The sequence below is a fragment of the Ferruginibacter paludis genome (genome assembly GCF_030409685.1).
Lineage (GTDB): Bacteria > Bacteroidota > Bacteroidia > Chitinophagales > Chitinophagaceae > Ferruginibacter > Ferruginibacter paludis.
In genome coordinates this window covers 206933-229106 of record NZ_JAUFQJ010000006.1, presented here as the reverse complement: position 1 = coordinate 229106, position 22174 = coordinate 206933, and the positions used below count along the sequence as shown (strand labels likewise).

At 40.2% G+C, this 22174-nt stretch carries 14 protein-coding genes; 6 read left to right on the top strand and 8 right to left on the bottom strand.

Annotated elements, in window-relative coordinates:
• Positions 1–36 precede the first annotated feature (36 nt).
• Positions 37–966, bottom strand: a complete 930-nt coding sequence (locus QWZ08_RS11465; RefSeq protein ID WP_290337550.1) for a protein-glutamine glutaminase family protein — start codon at positions 964–966, stop codon at positions 37–39.
• Positions 967–1675: 709 nt separating this feature from the next.
• Between QWZ08_RS11465 and QWZ08_RS11460 the strand changes: the two genes are divergently transcribed.
• Entirely contained in the window at positions 1676–2062 is a 387-nt protein-coding gene (locus QWZ08_RS11460) for a hypothetical protein (RefSeq protein ID WP_290337549.1), read from the top strand.
• Positions 2063–2941: 879 nt separating this feature from the next.
• On the opposite strand, the gene QWZ08_RS11455 is transcribed toward QWZ08_RS11460, so the two are convergent.
• The 3 genes from QWZ08_RS11455 to QWZ08_RS11445 form a co-directional block, all read right to left on the bottom strand.
• Positions 2942–3916, bottom strand: a complete 975-nt coding sequence (locus QWZ08_RS11455) for a YpdA family putative bacillithiol disulfide reductase (protein WP_290337548.1) — start codon at positions 3914–3916, stop codon at positions 2942–2944.
• A gap of 8 nt (positions 3917–3924) precedes the next feature.
• On the bottom strand, positions 3925–5091 hold the full coding sequence (mqnE, locus tag QWZ08_RS11450; protein WP_290337547.1) for an aminofutalosine synthase MqnE: 1167 nt from the start codon (positions 5089–5091) through the stop codon (positions 3925–3927).
• 114 nt (positions 5092–5205) lie between these two features.
• On the bottom strand, positions 5206–9231 hold the full coding sequence (locus QWZ08_RS11445) for a T9SS-dependent choice-of-anchor J family protein (RefSeq protein ID WP_290337546.1): 4026 nt from the start codon (positions 9229–9231) through the stop codon (positions 5206–5208).
• A 352-nt stretch (positions 9232–9583) separates the two neighbouring features.
• On the opposite strand from QWZ08_RS11445, the gene QWZ08_RS11440 reads away from it, so the two are divergent.
• On the top strand, positions 9584–10903 hold the full coding sequence (locus QWZ08_RS11440) for a nucleoside permease (RefSeq protein ID WP_290337545.1): 1320 nt from the start codon (positions 9584–9586) through the stop codon (positions 10901–10903).
• Positions 10904–10998: 95 nt separating this feature from the next.
• Here the strand turns inward: QWZ08_RS11440 and trxA are convergent, their stop codons facing one another.
• On the bottom strand, positions 10999–11316 hold the full coding sequence (gene trxA, locus QWZ08_RS11435; protein ID WP_290337544.1) for a thioredoxin: 318 nt from the start codon (positions 11314–11316) through the stop codon (positions 10999–11001).
• A gap of 195 nt (positions 11317–11511) precedes the next feature.
• A complete protein-coding gene (gene dnaE, locus QWZ08_RS11430; protein ID WP_290337543.1) occupies positions 11512–15132 on the bottom strand; it encodes a DNA polymerase III subunit alpha in 3621 nt (1206 codons plus the stop codon).
• 415 nt (positions 15133–15547) lie between these two features.
• Here dnaE and QWZ08_RS11425 point away from each other — a divergent pair, with 415 nt between their 5' ends.
• The gene (locus QWZ08_RS11425) at positions 15548–16237 is read left to right on the top strand and encodes a C40 family peptidase (RefSeq protein WP_290337542.1); all 690 of its coding nucleotides are present in this window, start codon (positions 15548–15550) and stop codon (positions 16235–16237) included.
• Between the two features lie 82 nt (positions 16238–16319).
• Here the strand turns inward: QWZ08_RS11425 and QWZ08_RS11420 are convergent, their stop codons facing one another.
• Both QWZ08_RS11420 and QWZ08_RS11415 read right to left on the bottom strand, forming a co-directional pair.
• Positions 16320–17834 (bottom strand): lipopolysaccharide biosynthesis protein, encoded by a 1515-nt coding sequence (locus QWZ08_RS11420; RefSeq protein WP_290337541.1) that lies wholly within the window; start codon positions 17832–17834, stop codon positions 16320–16322.
• A gap of 20 nt (positions 17835–17854) precedes the next feature.
• Positions 17855–19561 carry a M1 family metallopeptidase gene (locus QWZ08_RS11415; RefSeq protein ID WP_290337540.1) on the bottom strand — a complete coding sequence of 569 codons (1707 nt, stop codon included), beginning with the start codon at positions 19559–19561 and terminating at the stop codon, positions 17855–17857.
• Between the two features lie 31 nt (positions 19562–19592).
• Here QWZ08_RS11415 and QWZ08_RS11410 point away from each other — a divergent pair, with 31 nt between their 5' ends.
• Genes QWZ08_RS11410 through QWZ08_RS11400 form a run of 3 tightly spaced genes read left to right on the top strand, consistent with a single transcriptional unit; the run spans position 19593 to position 22161 of the window.
• Positions 19593–21224, top strand: a complete 1632-nt coding sequence (locus tag QWZ08_RS11410; protein WP_290337539.1) for an ABC transporter substrate-binding protein — start codon at positions 19593–19595, stop codon at positions 21222–21224.
• Between the two features lie 56 nt (positions 21225–21280).
• Entirely contained in the window at positions 21281–21721 is a 441-nt protein-coding gene (locus tag QWZ08_RS11405) for an Xre family toxin-antitoxin system antitoxin (RefSeq protein WP_290337538.1), read from the top strand.
• A complete protein-coding gene (locus QWZ08_RS11400; RefSeq protein WP_290337537.1) occupies positions 21718–22161 on the top strand; it encodes an RES family NAD+ phosphorylase in 444 nt (147 codons plus the stop codon). The genes QWZ08_RS11405 and QWZ08_RS11400 overlap by 4 nt, the downstream gene beginning before the upstream one ends.
• Positions 22162–22174 lie beyond the last annotated feature (13 nt).

Genomic DNA, 22174 nt, shown 5'->3' with positions numbered 1-22174 from the left:
TTTTGTATTCTGCCAGTTTAGCCGGGTGGCGTTCAATTAAAGTAACGTATTGGTAATTTTTGTCCAGTAAGTCAGTCTTTCGTTGAATAATATCCTTGCTTCATTAATAATATCGCTGTAGTTACTGATCACATACCGGTGAGTAGTATTATTCGTTGTTCCGCTGATATTTTGCGAAAAGAGCAGATCTAATGCAGAAGTGTTGCCGAATATATCTTTCAGATCCTGTAGTCTTATTTTATCACTTTCTTCATTCGATGATTTCAATGGCTCAATATGCTTATGGAAAATTTTGATGGCGATATCGTTAATGGCCAATCCCTTTTCCATGGTCAAATCGTCTTTGATATTATTCTCAAAGTTGGAAAAAGTTCCGTCGAAAATTGTAGAAAGCGTATTACTGCTGTTGTAACAGCAATAAAAAAAATATTTATCTGGCAGTAAAAAACTGTATTTGCTTTGATCGCTGTTTCCAATGGCGGCGAACCACTCTTGCAACAACATCGGCCGGTGGTTGTTGATAGAAGGATCTAGTACCATGGTCTCAATACGGTCATCTATTTGTACCTGCACCGCAGGCGCAACATGGTAGTTCCATTCAATCCTGTTGTCAGGAGTAAGGTGATTGATGTCTTCTATATACAATGTTCTATAGTCTCCTATGTACAAAGCAACTGGCGGAAACAGCCAGACTTTACAATGATCTGTGTTGAATTTCTTAGACAAAAGCATGGACATAATTTGTGCCCGTTGCTGGCAACCACCCTGCGGATAATTAAATTCTATTTCAAAATCTTTCGTAATGCTGTCGAATGCTTGCTGAATAGCTGCAATACTGTATACGGTTAAATACGCTAAATCTGCATTCGGAAAGTAAACAGGCCCCATGGCTGCATAATACGGCTTTTTAGCGACAAACTGTGGCCCGTTTAGAATAACATAATACAAATCAACTGGAGGTTGCATATGAATCGAAAAAACGGACAACGAATTTGCTGTCCGCTTGTAATGCAGTTGCACATGATCGGTTTTTGCAAGGTCCGCAATCCCTGGCGAGGGCCAGCGCCCTTGGTACATTATAGAAATTCGATTCATTTTATATCGAATCGGAAACTGTAATCACGAAGCCTCCACATAATTCTGTGAACATTATTTGGTAAAAGGAAATAATCGCAGTATTTGCTGTAGTCAATTTCACCATCTCCCTAGATAATATTCACCAATCACGCCGTAACATGTCTTTCTTGTTGTACTCGTACCCAGGTAATTTTACCATTGAAGAGTTCCTGACAGGGTAATTTTTGCTAAAAAAGCAAAAAAAAAATCGACCAGATAGTAAATTTACCGGGTAAAATGCCGCAGATTTTCGCAACTTTTTACTTTTTTTTAAAAAAAATATTTTTTTTACAAATTCAGGATTGCTGAATCCGGATAATTATCTCAATTGAAATGACAGTGTAATCTGTTGATAATTAATAAGAAAAATAGTAGTTCTTTAGAACTATTATAATCGTTTAATTTATGAGGTAGCGAAACTACTATATCAATTTTCGTACTTCTACTAACCTTTTCGACGAAAAGTTTTGGTAGTATAAATACCCGCAGTATGTTTGTATCGCAATCGTAGCAATCATTACCCCTGATTAAAACGATTTTAACCCTAACTCAAGAAAACATGAAACAGATTATTACTCTCCTCATTGCCATCGTAATTAGCCATTCGTCTTTTGCTACACTAAAACCTGTGAAATTGGTATCAGCTTCTAAAGCGGTTATCTCTTTTAAAAGCAGCAACGCCTTGAAGGTTACCTTAAAAAATGCCGGTAAAATCAGTCTGGGCTGGAATGCAGGTTATGAAACTACAGGTACTTCTTACCTGATTGAAAAAAGCATCAATGGCGGCGAATTTAAAACAGTAGCAATTTTAATGGGTGAAAGCAGTGAAGCTTACCATTTTGCAGATAACATTAAAACAACTTCAGGCGTAGTTAACTACCGCATTGTAACAATGGACAACAGTTCTGCTATCAATGCACTTGGTCAGAATGTGGTGATTTTTTAATTGCTTACCGGACAAATCAGTACTTAGGGAGTTAAAAATCTAATTTTTTTTTGTAACTATTTTTCTACCTGCAACTGCAGCCTGGCAAACTATTGTCCTTAAAAAATTTAAAAGCAGAACAAGTTATAATAACAATTGTATCAGTTTTAATACTAACAACACAACTTTAAACAACTAAAACCTAAGAAAATGGAACAAATTTACAACGCCATCACAAAACAAGAAGTTGCAATCAGAAGATTTGGATTAGCGCTAACAGCTGCATCTTCAGTATATTTTGCTTTATACCTTATGCTGGCCAATTAAAAATATCTGCTCAGCAACGATAAAATTTTAAGATGCCAAAAAGCATTTAACACAACAAAATTTAATACCACAACAACAAAAACTCAACTCATCTTTTAAAACTCGGAAAAATGGAACAAATTTACAATGCTATCACAAAACAGGAAGTTGCAATCAGAAGATTTGGATTAGCACTTACAGCAGCAGCATCAGTATACTTTGCTTTATATATCATGTTGGCAAACTAATACTCGGGGTGACTATAAAAATAAGGTCTGGAAGTAATTGGTGACCTTAACTAAGCATTTCAACAACACACCATTAAAACTCAGTAAAATGGAACATATTTACAATGCTATTGCACTCAGGAAGCTAACATAAGAAAATTTGGATTAACTCTTACCGCTATTTCTTCTGTGTATTTGGTTTTATACATTCTATTTGCAAACTAATTAAAACTGTTTGCAGACGACAAGAATAAAAAATATTAAACAAAAAAAGTAAGGTTGAACACAGGATGACAAAATATGTCTTTCTGTGTTCAACCTTTTGCATTTACAAACGATACTGCGTTATTGCCTTGGCTCATCTGGGTTAGCAGCCTTGATTGCTTACTATATTATCAATAATTTTAACAGCGTGTTCCCTTGAATTTTCGATAAACAAGCTATGCGTATTCATACCACCGCATATTACACCTGCCAGGTAAATTCCTTTAATATTGCTTTCATGCGTATCGGCATTATAGTTGGGTTTTCTTATTGTATCATCGGATAATTCAACACCTATGCGCTCAAGAAAAGCAAGGTTCGGCTGGTAGCCGGTCATGGCAATCACCCAGTCATTGTCAATAGTTACCAATCCTTCCGGTGTATTAATGTCCACTGTTTTTCCGTGTATGGAAGCCACTGTTGAATTGAAAAAGGCTTTAATTGATCCCTCGGTGATACGGTTGACAATATCGGGCCTTACCCAGTATTTTACCCTTTCACCAATTTCTTTTTCTCTTACCACCATCGTAACGTCTGCACCTTTCCGGAAAGTCTCCAAAGCCGCATCTACGGCAGAATTGCTGGCACCAACAACAAGTACTTTCTGAAATGCATAAAAGTGCGGGTCTTTATAATAGTGAGTTACTTTGGGTAAATCTTCACCAGGAACATTCAGTAAAAAAGGCAGATCATAAAATCCGGTGGCCATTATAATGTTGCGGGTAGTATAATTTGCCTTGGTGGTTTGAATATTGAAATGGCCATTTTCTTTAACAAGCGTTTTTACTTCTTCAAAAAGATGGAGTTTTAATTCGTTTGCAACGGTGACGCGACGGTAGTATTCCAGTGATTCATTGCGGGTAGGTTTTATGTTGTTACTCACAAAAGGTACACCACCAATTTCCAGTTTTTCAGAGGTAGAAAAAAAGGTCATATTATCCGGGTAATTATAAAGGGAATTGACCAGTGTGCCTTTTTCGATAACCAGGTAATGCAGTTTGTTGCGCTTTGCTTCCAGCGCACATGCCAGTCCTATAGGTCCTCCGCCAATAATTATTACATCCATTACAGGGTTCATAGGTATCATCAATTGAGTTGAGCATCTGGTATTGCAGCAGCTGCATCCAGCGAATAATCTTTTACTACATTGTATAAAGTATCTCTTTCAACAGGTTTTCTTTTTACCTGTTTTATCAGTGTCACCAGCTGGGCCGTGCTCATCGCAGGGGTTTGTTCTTCGCTACCTGCCATGGAATATATTTTGGTAGAGTCATCAATGGTACCGTCAATATCATTTACACCAAACGACAAACTGAGCTGTGCATTTTCTCTGCCCAGCATCGGCCAGTATGCTTTCAGGTGGGGGAAGTTGTCCAGGTAAATTCTGGCAATGGCGTATAGCCGCATATCTTCTGTAATGGTTGATTCTGTAACATAACTCATGTCGTTATCCTGGTTACGGAATTTTAAAGGAATGAAGGTATTAAAGCCGCCGGTTTTATCCTGCAGTTCCCGCAGTCTGCGCATATGATCAATACGATGTTTATATTTTTCAATGTGGCCATACAACATAGTCGCGTTGGTATGCATACCTAACTGGTGTGCCGTTTCGTGTATCTTCAGCCAACCTTCACCATCCACTTTATCAGCACAAATTTGTTCCCTTATTTCCGGTGCAAAAATTTCTGCACCGCCACCGGGCAAACTATCCAGGCCTGCATCATGCAACCGTTTCATTCCTTCCTCAACGGAAAGTTTTGCCTTGCGGAACATATAATCCAGTTCTACTGCAGTGAATGCTTTAACGTGCAGATCAGGTCTATGCGCTTTGATTTTCTGCATCAGTTCAATAAAATAATCCATATTCATTTTCGGATGCACGCCGCCGACAATATGTACTTCCGTTATTGGTTTGCCATCGTAGGTTTTTACAATGTCCAGCATCTGGTCAATACTCAGTTCCCATCCTTCTTCTTTTTTAGCATATAAACGGGAATAGGAGCAAAACTTACAGCTAAACACGCAAACATTCGTAGGCTCAATATGAAAATTCCGGTTGAAGTAGGTTGTGTCACCATGCAATCTTTCCCGGATGAAATTAGCCAATGCGCCGGCAAAAGGCAGGCTGGCTCTTTCAAATAAAATGATGCCTTCTTCGTCTGTTATCCTGATTTGTTGTTTTACTTTTTCGGCTATTGTTTTCAGGGCAGTATCGCTGGTTGAGGTAATTAAGGTGTCAATAGAAGTGCTCATGTGTGCTGTTTTGTGCAAAGTTACTGGAGGCATGGCTTTAAAACAAAAGAGGATGCCTTTTGTTGGCACCCTTCATAATATAGGCTGTTATTTCCAAGAGCGGTTATTGACCCGTCATCGCTTAACAATTTTTTGCACAACTGTTTTATTGTTATACACCAGTTTAAGGATGTATACGCCTGCCGCACTGCCAGGCAGGTTAACCGTTATTTCTGTGTTGGCGTTGCCATTGTACCACTTATCATACACCAGCTGCCCGGAGGAACTCAGTACCTGTATTGCTTTTAAATTGACCGGAGCTCCAAAGTGGTGAATTAAAAAGCTATTGTCGAAAGGATTGGGATAAATAAGATAGCCCTGCGATTTTAATTTTTGCGGCAATTGTTTTGCATAAATATTTATATCATCTAACCAGATATTATTTTGTTTGTTGCCCCTCGCGATAAAATAGAGTTGAAAATTATTGCTGCCTGCAAACGGTGTCAGGTAACAATTAATATTTTTCCAATTTGTTTTTGTTGGTACAAAAGCATGGAAAGATGGGTAATTGGGATCACCTGTAGTTTGTAAATCACTGCCCCATTTTTTCCAGACAGTTTTTGAAGTAGTTCCGCAATCGGTCGATAATTTTACTTCCAGGGTATCGAGCGGCAGGAGCGTAGAGCCGGGATAATTAGCACCCTGTTCATAAGCAAGGGCAAAAGATAAAAATACAGAATCATTATTGTTACCGTTGAATATAACCGGAGATATCAGCCTGCTCTCAGTTTTGTTTGCGGAATCTTTAAAATTGTTGATTACAATGGCAGAATTGCCCGAGTTAGCCGCAGTGATAGTGTGTATCCACCTGGTAGTGTCATTGCTGTTGACTATACCCCAGTTGACCGGTGGAAAAATAGCACTTTCAAAACTCTCGGTAACAGGTAGCGTTGGTTGTGTGCCGATAATTACAAAGGTTCGTTTTAATGTATCGTCTAAGTGGTCATAATCTCCGGTGCCGGTTGAAGTAACAGGGTTCACGCAATAGGCAGTAAACAGATGTTCGCCAATAGTCGTGGTAAATGCGTCCTGCTGTACATTCATTTGTTGCCCTGCCGGCAGGGAGATTCCCGTAACAGACTTTGCAACCGGTGCTTCATTGTCAACTGCATACATCAATGTAAAACTTGTGATGGTGTCGATGCCTGTATTGGTAACAGTAATATCAGGGGCAATAGGACCTGTAACGCAGGCGGCCGCAAGAGGCGCATTGATTTTTGTAACTGCCAGGTTTCTTTTATACAATGCGGATATATGTATATTATCAATAAAAATATTATTGCCGTAATCTGAGGTGTTTTCAAAAGCAACAATAATATTTGAAGTTGCAAATGAGTTGTCCAGCACTATCCGCTGTGTTTTCCAGTCATCTTCAACAGGGTTGATATAAGCGCTGGCAGATGAGCCTGCGGTTGCCAAACCAGAGCCACTTTTATCAAATACAGTGACGAAGCTGCTGCCGCAATCTCTTGATACTTTCACTTTTAGTTGATCGTTTGCGCCGTCGTAATTTTTATGCGCCAGGTCAAAAGAAATAATGACAGAATCTGCACCAGTTACATTGATCGTCGGGCTTTGCAGAATATCTGTTGCACCAGTAAGGTTATTAGAAAAATTATCCATAAATGCAGAAAAACCGCTTTTATAACCCGGCGATTTTCTTGACCAGGTCGCGGCGCTGTCCGGATTAATCACTTGCCAGTTGAACGGCGCAAACGCTTTTTTTTCAAAATCTTCAGCCAGTGGAGAAGCTACAATTGCATTGATGGTAAATTTTTTACTGATGGTATCGTTCAGGGTATTTTCATCTCCTGAGGCACTTGCACTTATTGGGTTTGCAGTAAATACTTTAATGTTATTCAATCCAATTGCTGCCGTCAATGGATTTAGAGTAACTGTTGCAGAAGTTCCAGGCAAAATTGTTTGAGTAAAGCTTTGGTAAACAGGTGCTGCATTATTTAAACTATAGCCTACTTTAAATCCCGTTACAGCCTGAACACCATTGTTGCTTACTTCTGCCTGCGGGGATGCTACTGTGAAAGAACATTCAGGGTCTGCAGGGGAGAGGATGGCGGAGGCTGTAATATCCAGTTTCTTTTGTTTGTAAATTAATATATTGTCAATAAAAATATTATTGCCATAATCCCCTTTGTTTTGAAAAGCAATGATAATATTACCGGTGGATAAAAGTGCTCCGCCGATGGTAATCTTTTGTGCTTTCCAGTCGGATGCAATAGGTGTGCTGTAACGCAACGTAGTTGATCCCGCGGTCGACAAATTATCGCCGGATTTTGAATATACCGTTGTCCAGCTGGTTCCGCAATTATTGGAAACCAGTACGCTCAACTGATCTTTTGTACCAGGGTAATTTTTATGCGCCAGGTCAAAAGAAATAATCACAGAATCCGTCGTTGATACTAAAAATTTCGGCGTACGCAATTCGTCTTTTAAACCAATATTATTTTTGCTGAAATTATCAATGAACATGGCGCCCGCACTGTTGTTCCCGGGCGAGAACCGGGTCCAGCTGGCATCGCCATCCGGATTATACAACGACCAGGTTGCGGCCGGAAAAGGCAATACCTCAAAGTCTTCTGAAGCCGGTAATGTAACACCATTTGATACCTGCAAGGCGGTGGTAACTGTATCATTGGAAGGCACCTGGTCAGCTGCAAGTCCGTTAACATTAAAAGTGTAAAATTTCAATACATAATTTCCTGTGGTTACGGCAAGAGAAGGAAAGGTTACAATGGTAGTGGCGCCAAAAGCAAGTCCTGGTGAAGGTATTGTAACTGTGACGGATGGTTTTGCAACACCATTTACCAGCAAGCCGACTTTTAAGGATGTAATTGAATCACTGCCGTTATTGAGGATTCTTACTTTAGGGATAATAGACCCAGGGCAATTTAAAAAGGATGGATTGACAATGGTACTGCAGCCTGAAGTTTCAACGCCAGGGTTCACCGTTTCTGTTGGCATAGCATCGCGTTTGTTAATTCCGGTTGGCGCAATGCCACCTGAAGACGTCGTCAAACCCCCGCGGGCATTCAGTAATACCCACTCCATCCGTTCTACCTGTTTTTGGGTAAACATACTGTAACAGTTATCATACGTGTAGTCCATGTAATTCTGATACATTTTGCCGGTTGTGGGGCTGGTACATATATCAGCCTGGATGCCCGTTAAACAACCCGATGTACTTGTACCTTGGTTAGGCGTATCGCCAATATCATTGGTGGTATTGGCCTGTTCTGTTGTATTAAATAAATCTGCTGGCAATACCGTTACGGAACCTGCTGTTTCCAGCGATCTGAAATCATCGCCACTGCACCCGTTTTCGTCGCCCCAGATATGAAAAAGTCCAAGGTAATGTCCAATTTCATGACACAACGTTCGCCCCTTGTTGTATACATTAATATTGCAGCTACTCACGCCAAAGCTCCTGGCATTGCAAAAAACACCATCATCCAGGGCACTGCCGGATTCGGGAAACTGGGCGTATCCCAAAATATTTTTTCCACTCACATCACTGCCAATCCAGATGTTCAGGTAGCTGGCAACATCCCAGGCATCTGCTCCTCCAAGTGCGCTTCTTTTAATTGGATCGGTCAAAAGGGTCGCGTTGGACGCAGTATTACTTTTTACTCTGTCTATACCATTGCTCAGTCCCCCGTTGGGAGTTTGCCTGGCCAATACAAACCGTATGATGGAGGAATGCCCACGCACGGGGTAAAAATTGGTGGCATTGGAACTGTCGGCATTTATGCCTGCATAGTCTCTGTTTAATTCGGCTATTTGAGATTGGATAACACCATCTGTAACCTTGTAAGGATCTGGCAACACCACATGGAAAATCACGGGAATATTGATAGCGCCATTAATACCCGTGGGACGAAATGTGGAAGCGCGGGGTAGGGTTGATTTCTTTGTTTTGGATGTATATTGCTCCAGTCCTGACTTTGCAGTGGGATTTTCTTCAAAATATCGCCGCACCCTTTCCATAGTAAAACACCGGGCTGTTGCCTCACCCGCCTGTTTTTTCTGTGCTGTTGCAATAAAGCAAACACAAATTGCTACAACCAGCAGCATGTTTTTTTTCAAAATGGAAAAGTTTTGGATGGTCAAATATAAAAGATATTTGTTTTAGGCTGTGCAATCAGCTGATTAATGCTATTAAACGACAGCATGCCGGTTTTATGATGTACAATTTCTATTAATTACCCACAGTATCATTAAGGAGGCAAAATGGAATGTGAAAAGAGGACGAGCCTTATTTTTTAAGGGCAATTTTTCAACTGTTTAGGCAGTTTTTAAATTACCTGCAAAGCGGCTGATTTAGCAATAATTGTATATCTTCCACATTATAAAAATTGATTGATAAAATAGCTATTTTATCGAAACTGTTTGTATACCTGGCAGGTATTGTACGGTTATATTTTAAACCACATAATTTATGAATATCAAGCTGCGACTTATTGTGATGAATTTCTTTCAGTTTTTTATTTGGGGGTCGTGGCTGCTTACTATTGGCGCTTACTGGTTTCAAACTTTACCCACTGTTTATCCTGCCATTGACCCTGTAACGCATGCAAGCGTGTGGACCAATTCGGCTTTTGGTGCGCTTTTTTCTACAATGGGCATAGCTTCACTTTTTGCTCCGTCTTTGCTGGGGATCATTGCAGACAGGTGGATCAATGCAGAAAAATTATATGGTATTTGTCACATTTTAGGAGCAGCTGTACTTTTTGCATTGCCAATGGTGAAAGATCCAACAGTAATGTTTTGGGTTTTGTTACTGAATATGATTTTTTATATGCCAACACTATCTCTGTCTATTACGGTTGCTTATACCGCTTTAAAGAACAGGGGTGCCAATGTGGTGATTGATTATCCGCCGATAAGAGTGTTTGGTACAATAGGTTTTATTGTTGCATTGTGGACGGTAAGTTTATTGGGAATTGAGACTTCAGCCGGCCAGTTTTATGTGGCGTCGGCGGCTTCATTATTTTTAGGATTATATGCCTTTACATTACCCAAATGCCCGCCGCTGCTGAGCCTCAAACAGAATAAATCGCTGATGGATGCATTGGGCCTTACCTCTTTTTCTTTGTTTAAAGACAGAAAAATGGCGGTGTTTTTTATTTTCTGTTTGTTGTTGGGGGCAGCCCTGCAACTGACCAATGCATATGGGGACACTTTTCTGCATGACTTTGGAAAAGTTGAAAAGTACCAGCATCTCACAGCCGTAAAATATCCGGCAATCATTATGTCAATTTCTCAAATTTCTGAAACGCTTTTTATTTTGGCGATCCCATTTTTTCTAAGAAAGTTCGGTATCAAATACGTAATGTTTTTTAGTATGGTGGCCTGGGTATTGCGTTTTGGATTGTTTGCATATGGTAACCCCGGCGATGGATTATGGATGATTATCCTGTCATGCATAGTGTACGGAATGGCATTTGATTTTTTCAATATTTCAGGTTCACTATTTGTTGAAACCCAAAGTGATCCTGCAATAAGAGCCAGTGCACAGGGGCTTTTCATGATGATGACCAATGGCTTTGGAGCAGTAATCGGCAGCTCAGTGAGCGGGCTGGTAATACAAAAATATTTTACATATGCAGATGGCGAGAAAGACTGGTTTGGTATATGGATGGCTTTTGCCGGTTATGCATTGGTAATTGCCACTTTGTTCCTGTTTGTTTTTAAACACAAGCACGATCCCGATACTATTAAAAATATACACGAAGAGCCATTACTGGCGACTGAATAAACAACTCCAGTGCATATTGAAATAAAAAATCCCCGGCATAACCAGGGATTTTTTATTGAACCAGAACTTACTGGATCATGGTATTTTAAAAGCAATTATTTATGCTGATCTATCTTTTTTACAAAATTTGCTTTTGGCTGTGCGCCCACTAATTTATCAACAACCTGTCCGCCTTTTACAAAAAGAATTGCAGGGATACTTGTAATGCCATAGTTCATAGAAATCTGTGGGTTGTGATCAACATTTACTTTTCCTACGTTTACCTTACCATCATATTCCTTTGAAAGTTCTTCAATTACCGGACCTATTGCACGGCATGGACCGCACCATTCTGCCCAAAAATCTATCACGGATAATTTATCTGAATCTAAAACTTCTGTCTGAAAGTTTGCGTCTGTGAATTCATGTGCCATAATGTATATATTTTTTTGATTATTGTTGTTTAAGAAGTCAAATTTACATCCAAAAATTTAAATGTGTTGTTATGACATATTCACAATCCAATTGGCAGTGTTGATATTATTTTGTTGCCACAAAGACACTTTATTCATAAATATTAACGTCAAACTATGCAGCAGTTTTTATCCCCTTTTAGCGGATAAGGACAGCTAACCCGTTACCACAGTCACTTCCACATCTTTGTTTTCCAATAAAAATACCGCCATATCATCATTCATTGTAAAGCCCTTATCTAAAGAATACATGCCCACTTTGTAATTATTTCTAACATCTGCAATGTTAAATTTAATGGAAGCCTTACCCGGGTTTGTCTTTACGTTGTTTTCTACAAAGTCAATAAAATGTTGGTTTACAAACTGGGGTTGTATCTCTACTACCACTTGTTTGGTCAATACCGGTTTAACCGTTTCCAGTAAGTGAATTTTGTTGATTTTAAATTCATACTGCTCGCTGTTGTACCTGGTTTTAAATCCACCTTCCACCACAATGATCAATCCTTTTTCCAGGTAAGCGGTGTACTTCACATAATCTTCACTCCATAGCATAAATTCAGTTTTGCCACTGTAATCTTCTATGGTGAGGATACCAAAGTTTTTGCCCGTTTTGGTTAACCTGTGCTGGGAATCTACCACCAGGCCGGCAACCCGAAACTGCCTGCCAGGGTTGGGGTGCGTATTTACAGCCAGTTTAAACTCATTGTAGTCGATAAGGGGAGTAATATTATAATGCCGCATCTCGAATTTGAAATTATCGAGCGGGTGGCCGCTCATATACATACCCGTAACTTCTTTTTCATAGTCCAGTTGCGTAGCCAGTGGCCATGGTTCACAGGGAGACAATTTGGGCGGTACAATATCCGGCATTTGCAAATCGCCAAACAGGGTATTGCTTGCGCTTGCATTTTGAGATTGATAGATGCTGCCAAACTTGATGATCTTTTCCAGTCCCTGTACATCGCCGGGCGCCTGGTAAAAATATTGTGCCCTGGTGATATCTTTAAAACAATCAAATGCACCTGAGTAAATCAAGCTTTCCAGCGATTTTTTGTTGGCGGCTCTTGGATTTACCCTTTTTGCCAGGTCATAAATAGAGGTGTAAAAGCCATGTTTGGTGCGTTCTTCAATAATGTGCTCAATGGCATTTTCGCCAACACCTTTCAGTCCGCTGAAACCGAACCGTATTTCACCTTTTTGATTGACCGCAAAACCATTCTGTGATTCATTGATATCCGGACCAAGCACTGTTAATCCCATGCGCTTGCACTCCTCCATAAAGAAGGTAATTTTTTCAATGCTGCCCGCATGGTTCAGCACCGCAGCCATGTATTCGCTGGGGTAATGGGCTTTTAAATAGGCGGTTTGATAGGCAACAAATGCATAACAGGTAGAATGCGATTTATTAAATGCGTATTGCGCAAATGCTTCCCAATCGGTCCATATTTTTTCCAGCTTATCCTTCGGATGACCTTTTGCTATGGCGCCATCTACGAACTGTACTTTCATTTTATCCAGTACCGCTTTTTGCTTTTTACCCATTGCTTTACGCAAAACATCCGCATCCCCTTTACTAAAGCCCGCCAACTTTTGCGATAGCAACATTACCTGTTCCTGGTACACGGTGATACCGTAGGTTTCTTTCAGGTGTTCTTCCATATCAGGCAAATCATATTCCACCTGTTTTTTGCCATGTTTACGGTCAATGTAATCTGGTATATATGCCATTGGGCCTGGGCGGTACAGGGCGTTCATGGCGATGAGATCATCAAATTTATCAGGCTTTAGTTCCCGTAAATGTTTTTGCATACCCGGACTTTCAAACTGGAATGTTCCGTTGGTATCACCCTGCTGGTAAAGCTTGTAAGCCAGTTCGTCATCCAGCGGGATATCATCTATCTCTATATGAATACCGTGGTTTTGTTTAATCAGGCCAAGAGCGGTTTTTAAAATACTCAGCGTTTTCAAGCCAAGAAAATCCATTTTAATTACACCGGCTTCTTCAATGGAACCGCCTTCAATCTGCGTCAGCCAAAGCTCGGATTCTTTGGAAGTGGCAACAGGTAACAGATCTGTTAAATCTTTCGGCGCAATGATGATGGCCGAAGCGTGGATGCCGGTATTTCTTACTGAGCCTTCCAGGATTTCAGCTTCGTGTAATATTTTACTGGGCAGATCGGTTCCAGCATATAACTCTCTTAACTTTTTTACATTTTCAATGTCATCTCCCTGCAATGATTCTTTTTCTTCCAGGGATTTTTCGCCGTTTTTGGCTTCTTTGGCGGTGAAGGGCGCATGCAGTAGCCGTTTTAAATTGATACCCGGACGCTCCGGCACCAGCTTGGAAATAGCCCGGCTTTCGGCAATGGGTAAATCCATTACCCTGGCCACATCCGCAATGCTGGATTTGGCCGCCATGGTACCATAGGTAATGATTTGTGCTACCTGGTTTTTACCATATTTCTGTACCACATAATTCAACACTTTTTGCCTTCCTTCATCATCAAAATCCGTGTCAATATCCGGCATGGATTTACGTTCCGGGTTCAGAAACCTTTCAAACAGTAAATTGTATTTTATGGGATCGATATTGGTAATTCCTATGCAATAGGCCACTGCGCTACCTGCGGCGGAACCACGACCGGGACCAATAAACACACCAAGGTCGCGGCCGGCCTTAATAAAATCGCTTACAATTAAAAAGTAACCGGCAAATCCCATTTTACGGATGATGCCCAGTTCAAACTGCAGGCGTTCTTCCTGCAGGGGCGTGATAATTTTATAGCGTTCTTTTGCGCCGCTCCAGGTTAAATGTTCCAGGTACTCATCCTGGCTTTTAAAGTTGACGGGTACTTCAAAAAAGGGCAATAGAATATCCCGTTTTAAATTCAGCAAATCGACCTTGCTTACAATTTCGTTGGTGTTGTCAATGGCTTCAGGGATATCTTCAAAAACCTTTGCCATTTCTTCGCCTGTCTTTAAATAAAACTGATCGTTCGGAAAGGCAAAGCGTTTGTTCTTGGTCATTACATCATCATCACTAAACTCACGCAGGGCGGGGGTGGACTGCTTTTCGCCGGTATTGATACAAAGCAAAATATCATGTGCATTAAAATCCTGCTGATCTACATAATGCGAATCGTTGCTGGCGATTACTTTTACATTGTACTTTTTTGCAAACTTTAATAACACCAGGTTTACTTTGTCCTGGTCCGGTATGCCGTGGCGTTGTAACTCTACATAATAATCTTCCTGGAAAATATTGAGCCACCATTTAAATTCATTTTCACCTTCTGCTTCTCCTTTTCTCAGAATAGTTTGCGGTACCAGTGCACCCAGGCAACAAGTAGTTGCAATCAATCCCTCGTGGTATTTATGAATGAGTTGTTTGTCTATTCTTGGGTATTTGGAGTACATCCCTTCTATATAACCCAGTGATGTAAGCTTTACCAGATTTTTATACCCGAGTTCGTTTTTCGCCAACAGTATCTGGTGATGCCGTGGATCCTTTTCATCCTTGCTGAATGTTTTGCGGGTGCGGTCGGTAGTAATGTAAAACTCGCAGCCCACAATGGGTTTTACTTTTAAACTGCCGTCCGCATTTTTATGGTTGTATGCTTCCTTTACAAATTCAAAAGCGCCAAACATGTTGCCATGATCGCTGATGGCGAGGGCAGGCATATTATTGGCAATGGCTTTTTTATATAAATTTTTGATAGAGGCGGCTCCGTCGAGTAATGAAAACTGTGTATGTACGTGTAAGTGAGAAAATTGCATGTTGGAACTTAAGAATGATTGTACAAAATAAACTTCATAAAGCGCCGGACGGTTAAAATTATAAAGGGTTCAGCAATGGTATGACGTACAAGTGTGCGACGCAACAGTGCTGCCTGTAAATCAACAGCCCGGACAATAAAAAGTTTGATAACGTGGTCACAAATATCGGTCACAATAAAACGCGGTTCTAATTCGTTTTTCCACAGAACTAACAGTTCGCTTGCAGGATTGGGTATAAAGCTTGCATTTACAGTATTTTGGCTTTATATTTGCAATCCAGTGAAAAATTATTAATAATCAGTTTGTAGGACAGGACTCATAGAAAAGTAAAGCTAAGCAGCGTATTTAAAAGAAACAACAGAGGATTAAATAACACAAGATTAAGTCGTGCATACGCCAAACCAAAAGTTTACGTATGAAAAACTTATTTTTTGTTGCTGTTGCCATTGGCATAGTTTCAGGAACATCTACCTCAGTTACAGCCCAGACCAGTGTTAACCTGGAGAGTGTGGCTGCTAAGACAAGTCTTAAATCTTCACCCCATTTTATTGAGAGCATTGAAATTACACCGGAAAAAATTTCGGATAATTTGCCTGCTGATGAATTAATTGAACGCAGGGAAGCACCTGTTGAAGTAGTATCTGTGAACAGGAATAGTACATCCGGCAGCAATATTGAAGACTGCACGAAGATGCAGTTTAAATATGCCACGATGATGAACACAGAAGTGGAAAATATCTCCAATACTGCGTTGTATAACTTTATAGATGAATGGTGGGCTACCCGCTATCATTACGGCGGCAGCGATAAAAATGGTATCGATTGCAGTGCTTTTACCGGCAAACTGGTATCCAACATATATGGTGTTACTTTACCAAGAACGGCAGCAGATCAGTATAAAGAAACGCAACGGGTTAGTATGGCCGATTTAACGGAAGGCGATCTTGTTTTTTTTAATACAAGAGGTGGTGTTAGCCATGCTGGCTTATACCTGGGCAATGGTTATTTCGTTCACAGCAGTGTTAACTATGGAGTAACTATCAGCAGTTTGACAGATGGATATTACAACAAGAAATTTATCAGTGGTGGAAGGCTTAGCAAGTAATGGATAATTGATAGTTTTTAATTGATAATGACAATTTGAAGGGCCTCTTTTTCGGGCATACATATAAATTATTCGGGAGCATTTATGCTCCTTTTTTTATGCCCACTTTTTTGACTAATGTATTCCAGATGGGCAGCACATCGGAGGATAGTTTAAGACTTACAGTCCCTGCCGCATACAATGCAATGAACCCAATGCTGCGGGCAAACAGACCTGCAAAACCATGGATAGAATTAAATAACAAATGGCAGATGTAAAAAGAACCCAAACCTAGCAGGATAGTATACAAGGTTTGTTTTGTAAAGGGTTGGAGGTTAAACTTTTTTTGTAAAAACCAATACCGGATGGTATTGTACAGGGTGAAGGAAAAAAGATTGGCAATGGCTGGGCCAATTATACCGAAATAATACTTTGTTAAGATATAGTTGAGCGGCAGCGTTACCAATAACAAAATGATGCCGGTAAAAAATTCAAAACGCCAACGGGTCGACGTAGCGATAATCTGGCTGTTAACCCCAGTTCCCATATCCACTATGCGCATTAAGCCTATAAAAAAGAAAACCCATTGGGCGTCGATATATCCTTTCTGCATGTGAAATGTAAAAACAGCGTCAGTGAAATTTAACCAGATTAGAGAAAACATGCCGACTGCAAATATTAGCTGGTTGATGGAAGATTGTTTGTATATGCGGTTAATTCTCACCATGTCTTTATCCTTCCATGCCTCAGATAAAGCTCCGATTGAAGAAGAAATAATACCTCGTTGTGGTGCCTGGATTAAGCTGGCAATATTCTGTGCCAGCGTATACACGGCTACTTCTGCAAGACCATTTTTAACCACCGATGCAATCAGGATAGAGTCAAATACGGAGGCGATGGCAAATACAAGCGAACCGCCAAATACGAAGGAAACAAGCGTGAGAATCTTTTTAAAAAATTTTTTAGAAATGATACTTACGGTAAAGGTTAAATGAATGTATCCCTTTGCTATCAGGTAGATCAACAGGATCAGTGCGATACCCAGGTAAGTGAAGGAATATACCTTGATGAACATATCAAATTTTGCCAGCAGGCCTGCAAAAGTGAGTATAATCAGGATGGTTGTAAATAAGCGGAACTGCACTTCGCGTAGAAAATTGGTAAGCACAGATTTTTTCAATTGCCAGGCATAGCTTTCTAAAATGGAATATAATGTGAGACCTAAACCGAACGGAAAAATCCAGTAATAATATGCAACGAGTTCAGGAGAATTTTGACCAAATTTCCGGATAATGGTGCCTTTAAAATATACACCGCTGATGGCAACAAGGCAAAAACCAACTAAAGAAATTAACAGGGCCCAGGTAAGAATATCGTTTCTTTTTTTATCCAGGTTGGCATTATAATACGGATAAAATTTGGCGATATAAGACGGCATGCCCAGGTTGGCAAAGGAATACATCAGTGTGGCGATGGCAATAAAAATTCCGGTGAGGCCATATTGCTCTTTGGTGAAACCGCCATCTCTTGTAAACAAATAAGTATTTAAAAAGCCAAGTGAAAAGCCAAAGTAAACCATCAATGACGAAATAATACTTTGCCTCCTTATCTGACTCATACAACTATTTGTGTGCTAAATTAATCTACCTTTTTTGTATTGATATAAAAATTTGGATCAACATAAAACTGGTTGTCACCCTCAGGATAAAGCCTTAGAGTTTGCCAGTTGGCAGTTGGCTTTATCCATCGCTGCCCCTTGAAGTTGATTTTGAGCGGCATTTTAAATCCTGGAAGGCTGTTGGTATAACGATATTGCAGCGTATACCCGTTCTGTTTATATTCCAGTACCGGAACCTGTGTAGTTCTTAAATATTGATCGAATACTTTACTGAAATCTATCTTAGATTGAGCGCTGATATAATTTTCAACCTGTTTGCCAGTGACCGTTTGATGGTAAAAAGTTTTGTTTAAACCGCGTAAGATTTGGCTGAATAAACTGTCGTTGTTAATCACCTGGCGGATGGTATGCAGCATGTTGCCACCTTTGTAATACATGTCGCCGCTGCCTTCTTTATTTACACCGTAAGGGCCAATTATAGGAATGTCGTTGGCAATTTTTTTCCTGGTGCCGGTAACATAAGCGGTAGCAGCTTCTTTGCCATAATAATATTCTGTAAACAGGGTTTCACTGTAATTGGTGAAACTCTCGTGCACCCACATGTCCGCAATATCTTTGCTGGTGATATTGTTGGCAAACCATTCGTGGCCACTTTCATGTACAATAATAAAATCCCATTTTAAGCCCCAGCCGCTACCACTTAAATCGATGCCATGATAGCCGTTGATATAACCATTGCCGTATGCCGTGGCGCTTTGATGTTCCATTCCGAGGTGTGGTGCATCTACCAACTTATATCCATCTTCATAAAAAGGGTAAGGGCCAAACCAGTATTCAAAAGCCTTCATCATACGTGGGGCATCTTTAAATTGTTTTTTTGCTTTTTCCAGGTTGGAATCCAGCACCCAATAATCCATTGTAAGATCACCTTTTTCGCCTTTAAAAATTTCTCCAAAATGAACATACTTGCCAATGTATGGAATAAGACAATAGTTATTGATGGGGTTTACCACGGCCCAGTCATAGGTCGCTGTACCATCGTCATTTTTTACCTGTTCACGAAGATGCCCGTTGCCTACGCAGACCAAAGTATCGGGAATGGTGATGTGCATTTCTGCGCTATCTGGTTCATCGCTTTGAATATCTTTACAGGGATACCATACGCTGGCACCAAGGCCCTGGCATGCAATACTAACCCATGGACTTTTGCTTTTATCTTTTGACCAAATCAAACCACCGTCCCATGGTGGACGTCGGGCTATTGTTGGTTTGCCGTGGTAGTAAATAGTTAATTGCTGAGTGGTTGCATAGTTACTATTATAAAAAAAATAAGCATTCCCATTTTTTTTGAATTCTATAACTTTTCTATGGTACTTTCTAGTTGTTTTTGTTTGATAGCCGGATTCATTTATTTTATTTTCATTACTTGATAGTATGATGCTGTCTAGTAACAACGGTTCTTGTAAATCAAACTGCATCAAACTTCCTTTTTTCAAAGTCTTGAACGATATTTCATTCCATCCACTAATCGTACTATCCTTAATATTAAATTTTACATGCAGATCATACTTGGTTACATCCCACCAGTTCCTGCCCGGGCCATTGCTGCCACGCAGGGTATCAGCGTGGGTGAAGATTGTCTTTTTGCTTAAGGGTTGTGCCAGCAACTGGCTAAAGCTGAGCAATACTAAACATACAAATACACAACAGGTGGTTTTCAGTTTCATTGCATAAATTTATGCAGAATTAAATAATCACATGCAGCTAAAAAAATATCCGCTATCAATTATAACATTTGCTTTATTTTTTTTCGTCTCCTGTAAATCTCATCTGCATCCCGATAAAAAAATATTTCATTACAACGAACAAACGGGCATCGCTTCGCTGGATCCGGCTTTTGCAAAGAACCAGTCCATCATGTGGGCTATTCATCAACTGTATAATACGCTGATAGAAGTAGATGCAGACATGCACCTGAAACCTTCGCTGGCGAAGAGTTGGGATATCTCTGAGGATAACATAACTTTTACTTTTCATCTGCGTACCGATGTTTATTTTAATGACGATACTGCATTTGCAAACGGCAAAGGAAGGCTGATAACAGCCCGGGATGTGGTATATAGTTTTAACCGCATCATTGATAAAAACGTAGCCAGTCCTGGTGCATGGATATTTAACAGCCGAATTGATACCGCCAATGCTTTTACAGCCATCAATGATTCCACATTTCAGTTAAAACTCGCCAGGCCATTTCAGCCGATACTCGGTATTCTAAGTATGCAATATTGTTCAGTTGTTGCACCGGAAGCCGTGGAGAAATACGGCAATGAATTTCGCCGCCATCCTGTTGGCAGCGGGCCTTTTGCCATGGTGGCCTGGGAAGAAGGACAGGCAATGGTACTGAAAAAAAATAGTCGCTATTTTGAAAAGGACAGTAACGGGATCGCCTTGCCGTACCTTGATGGAATTAAGGTGTCGTTTTACGATAGCAAGGCCACGGAATTCCTGGAATTTCAACAGCACCGGCTTGATTTTATCAATGATATTGAAGCCTCTTTTAAAGATGAGATATTAACCAAAACTGGTAACCTGAAAAAAGAATGGCAAGGCAAATTATTGTTGCAAAAACATCCTTATCTCAACACAGAATACCTGGGAATTTTGGTTGATAGCAGTAATGAGCTGGTGAAAAATTCACCACTTCGTTTACAAAAAATACGGCAGGCCATCAACTATGGTTTCGACCGGCGGAAGATGATGCTGTACCTGCGTAATTCAATCGGTACGGCTGCTGAAAGTGGGTTTGTGCCTGCAGGCTTACCGTCTTTTGATTCAGTAAAAGTGAAGGGCTATCATTACGATGTAAACAAGGCCAAACAATTATTGTCTGAAGCGGGCTTCCCCGACGGCAAGGGCCTGCCCGTTATAAAATTACTGACTATACCAGTATATGCAGATCTGGCCGCTTATATTGCCAACGAATTGCAGCAGACAGGCATCAGGGTGCAGGTAGAAGCCATTCAAAAAAGTTTACTGCTGGAGCAAACATCCAAATCGCAGGCATTGTTTTTTAGGGCCAGCTGGATTGCGGATTATCCGGATGCAGAAAATTACCTTAGTGTTTTTTATGGAAAGAATCCAGCGCCGCCAAATTATACCCGGTATAAAAATCCTTTGTATGATGCGCTTTATGAGAAAGCAATGGCGGAAAAAAATGATGCCGCCCGGTATACACTGTACCAGCAAATGGACCAGTTTATTGTGAATGATGCGCCTGTGGTGCCTTTATGGTACGATATGGCCATCCATTTAGTGCACACCAACATTATTAATTTTGAGCCAACCGGTTTAAATTTACTGGAATTGCGAAGAACAGACATTAAAAAATAGGTGAACAAAATCTGAAATTTGTTGGACAAATGTCTAAATTTGTGCAAAGAAATTATATGAATAATTCACTCAGCGAAAATTCAGCATTAAAAAAAATTTATAAACAATACGCAGGTTATATTCAGCACGAAGAACAAAATACGCTTTCTGAGCCGGAAACTATTTATGCTTCGGCATTCAATGATATGATTGCTGTAGCCAACTATGATAAAGATTTTGCCGCCGAACTTTTAGATGTTTCTTACAAAACAATAACCCGTTATCAAAAGGAAGATAAAAAATTCAGTCCGTTACAAAGCGAGTATGTTTTAAAAACGATTGTATTATTTCACAAAGGAGCGAAAGTGTTTGGCACTGCGGATAGCTTCAATCGTTGGCTGGATAAACCTGCTTACGGTCTTGGTAACCTTATTCCACGCAATATTATTACAACCGTTACCGGTATTAATTTTGTAATGGATGAATTAAACCGCATTGAGCACGGAGATCTTGCATGACAGTATACCGCATTACTACAGAACAATGGAGCAGATCTTTGCGAGCCAGTGGCTATCCTGCAAGATGGAACGCGAAGGGACGATTCGTAATTTATACAGCAGGCAGCCGGTCGCTGGCATATCTTGAAAACCTGGTCCACAGAAGCGGTGAGTGGCAGGATAAAATATATAAAGTGATGTTGATTGAAATTCCTGATAAAATACAGATGGATAGCATTGAACCAGGAACACTTAAAAAAGGCTGGGAGCAGGTTAGCAACTTTTCCTATTGCCAGTCAATGGCTGCAGACTGGCTTAACGGTGCCACCACGGCTGTTTTGAAAGTTCCTTCCGCAATTATAAAAAAGGAATATAGTTATCTGATTAATCCCCAGCATCCCGAATTTAAATTAATAAGACTGTCAGGCACCGAAGATTTTAGTTTTGATATACGGTTTTAGTTTTTGCGTTTCA

Bases quoted from the DNA above. Each gene is read 5' to 3' on its own strand.
- dnaE (WP_290337543.1), bottom strand. From the start codon at position 15,132: ATGCAATTTTCTCACTTACACGTACATACACAGTTTTCATTACTCGAC.
- QWZ08_RS11455 (WP_290337548.1), bottom strand. From the start codon at position 3,916: ATGAACCCTGTAATGGATGTAATAATTATTGGCGGAGGACCTATAGGA.
- mqnE (WP_290337547.1), bottom strand. From the start codon at position 5,091: ATGAGCACTTCTATTGACACCTTAATTACCTCAACCAGCGATACTGCC.
- QWZ08_RS11410 (WP_290337539.1), top strand. From the start codon at position 19,593: ATGCAGCTAAAAAAATATCCGCTATCAATTATAACATTTGCTTTATTT.
- trxA (WP_290337544.1), bottom strand. From the start codon at position 11,316: ATGGCACATGAATTCACAGACGCAAACTTTCAGACAGAAGTTTTAGAT.
- QWZ08_RS11440 (WP_290337545.1), top strand. From the start codon at position 9,584: ATGAATATCAAGCTGCGACTTATTGTGATGAATTTCTTTCAGTTTTTT.
- QWZ08_RS11460 (WP_290337549.1), top strand. From the start codon at position 1,676: ATGAAACAGATTATTACTCTCCTCATTGCCATCGTAATTAGCCATTCG.
- QWZ08_RS11425 (WP_290337542.1), top strand. From the start codon at position 15,548: ATGAAAAACTTATTTTTTGTTGCTGTTGCCATTGGCATAGTTTCAGGA.
- QWZ08_RS11405 (WP_290337538.1), top strand. From the start codon at position 21,281: ATGAATAATTCACTCAGCGAAAATTCAGCATTAAAAAAAATTTATAAA.
- QWZ08_RS11465 (WP_290337550.1), bottom strand. From the start codon at position 966: ATGCAACCTCCAGTTGATTTGTATTATGTTATTCTAAACGGGCCACAG.
- QWZ08_RS11415 (WP_290337540.1), bottom strand. From the start codon at position 19,561: ATGAAACTGAAAACCACCTGTTGTGTATTTGTATGTTTAGTATTGCTC.
- QWZ08_RS11400 (WP_290337537.1), top strand. From the start codon at position 21,718: ATGACAGTATACCGCATTACTACAGAACAATGGAGCAGATCTTTGCGA.
- QWZ08_RS11420 (WP_290337541.1), bottom strand. From the start codon at position 17,834: ATGAGTCAGATAAGGAGGCAAAGTATTATTTCGTCATTGATGGTTTAC.